Source organism: Nonomuraea sp. 3N208 (assembly GCF_052245935.1).
Classification (GTDB): Bacteria; Actinomycetota; Actinomycetes; order Streptosporangiales; family Streptosporangiaceae; genus Nonomuraea.
Genome location: NZ_JBQQBR010000132.1, coordinates 1 through 1,882 on the forward strand (window position 1 = coordinate 1; position 1,882 = coordinate 1,882).

2 protein-coding genes are annotated in these 1,882 nt (G+C 69.2%); one reads left to right on the forward strand and one right to left on the reverse strand.

The annotated features are described in order from the left end of the window. Window positions 1-39: 39 nt before the first annotated feature. On the reverse strand, window positions 40-396 hold the full coding sequence (locus ACTWPT_RS59805; protein ID WP_443186444.1) for a helix-turn-helix domain-containing protein: 357 nt from the start codon (window positions 394-396) through the stop codon (window positions 40-42). Between the two features lie 193 nt (window positions 397-589). On the opposite strand from ACTWPT_RS59805, the gene ACTWPT_RS59810 reads away from it, so the two are divergent. After that, on the forward strand, window positions 590-1,744 hold the full coding sequence (locus tag ACTWPT_RS59810; protein ID WP_443186445.1) for an AAA family ATPase: 1,155 nt from the start codon (window positions 590-592) through the stop codon (window positions 1,742-1,744). Window positions 1,745-1,882: the final 138 nt, after the last annotated feature.

Consider the following 1,882-nt stretch of genomic DNA (forward strand, 5'->3'; position numbering starts at 1 on the left):
CCATGCCAGCCACCGCGAGCAGGGCAGCATGATCCGCCGCTACATCGCCTGGCGAAACCGCAACACCGACAACCCCCGCCTACGGAAGATCGTCAACAGGGCGAACGTGGCCTGACGCGGCACTAGGGCGGGGACCGGCTTGATGACGGTGCCGAACAACTGGTCTTCCGTCAGGCCGAACGCCTTGCAGTAGAGCTTGGTGTAGAAGGCGTCCGGCCGGTGTTCGCCGGTTTCGTGGCCCCGGATCCGCCGGATGATGCTGGCCAGTTCGGGGAGGTGCTTGTCTGACACCTTGATCAGTTCTCGGGCCAGATCCCGTTGTGACCAGCCTCGGGTCGTACGGGCTGAGAGCAGCCTGGTGGCCCAGACGGGGGTGTGGTCACTCGTCCAGCGCACCTCCAAGGGGAGAGGCGGACACGGGGGCGGACAGCTTGGGTCGCCTCCCATTGTCCTCTTCTGACGTGCTACCGCGCGTGACTGTCATGTAGGTGTGCACCGCGACGCCGATGGTTTCTACTCGTGGACCGCTACCGATCAGTTCGGCCGGGGAACGTGCGGCATCACTGGCAAGCCCCCGAACGGTGGCCGCATGACCCAGAACGACCGCTCCACCCACCTCCGCCTGATCTCCGGCGACGGCCGCACCGCCGCGCCGGGGACAGCCCCGACACGGTTCCGCACCTCGTGGACGGCCGACGAGCTGATGGCCATGACCTTCCCCGAGCCCCGCTGGGCCGTCCCCGGCGTCATCGCCGAGGGACTCAGCCTGCTCGCGGGCCCGCCCAAGGTCGGCAAGTCCTGGCTCAGCCTCGGCCTGGGCATCGCCGTCGCCAGCGGCGCCAAGGCCCTGGAAGCCATCGAACTCGAGCCCGGCCCGGTGCTCTACCTCGCACTGGAGGACACCGCCCGCCGCCTGCAGAACCGCATGGGCAAGATCCTCAGCAGCCAGCCCGCACCGCGCGACCTGACCCTGGCCACCACCCGCCCTACCCTCCCGCAGGGCGGCGAGGATGCCATCGCCCGCTGGCTGGACCGCCACCCGAACGCCCGCCTGGTGGTCATCGACGTGTTCGCCAAGATCCGCGGCACCACCCCACCCGGCCTGTCCGCCTACGACGCCGACTACGCCGCCATGAGCCGCGCCAAGCGCCTGGCCGACACCTACGGCGTGGCCGTCGTCCTGATCCACCACGTCCGCAAGATGGCCTCCGACGACTTCCTCGCCGAGGTCTCCGGCACCAACGGCCTGGCCGGTGCCGCAGACGCCACCCTCGTCCTCAAACGCGCCCGAGGCACCGCCGACGGCGTCCTGCACGTCACCGGCCGCGACGTCGAAGAGGCCGAATACGCCATGGCCTTCCAGCCCGCCGCCGGCATCTGGCACCTGCTGGACGGCCCACCCGAAGACCACACCCTGTCCGACACCAGAGCCTCCATCGCCCGCCATGTCCGCCAGCACCCCAACAGCACACCCAAGGCCATCGCCGAGGCCACCGGGCTGTCCTACGAGAACGTCCGCAAGACGGGCCAGCGCATGAACGCCGACGGCCAGCTCTGCGTCAACGCCACCGGCCACTTCCGCCTGCCCGGCACACCGCCCCCGGCCAGTGTCCCCGGCGTCCCCGGCGTCCCCGGCGTCCCTGACCACACCCCGACCAGTACCAATACCCACGCCCATGAGGGACACCAGATCTTGCTGGCTGTCCCCGCTGTCCCCACCGATGAGGAGACCCGCCAGTCATGACCGCCTCAACGCCGGACAGACATCCCTGGAGCCGGAATGTCAAGCGGCGAGGTCGTGTTGCCGGTGTGACCATGCGGTTGCTTGGTCGTAGTGGGTGTGGGTTTTGAGGCATCCGTGGAGGATGCCGACGAGCCGGTT

Bases quoted from the DNA above. Each gene is read 5' to 3' on its own strand.
- ACTWPT_RS59810 (WP_443186445.1), top strand. From the start codon at position 590: ATGACCCAGAACGACCGCTCCACCCACCTCCGCCTGATCTCCGGCGAC.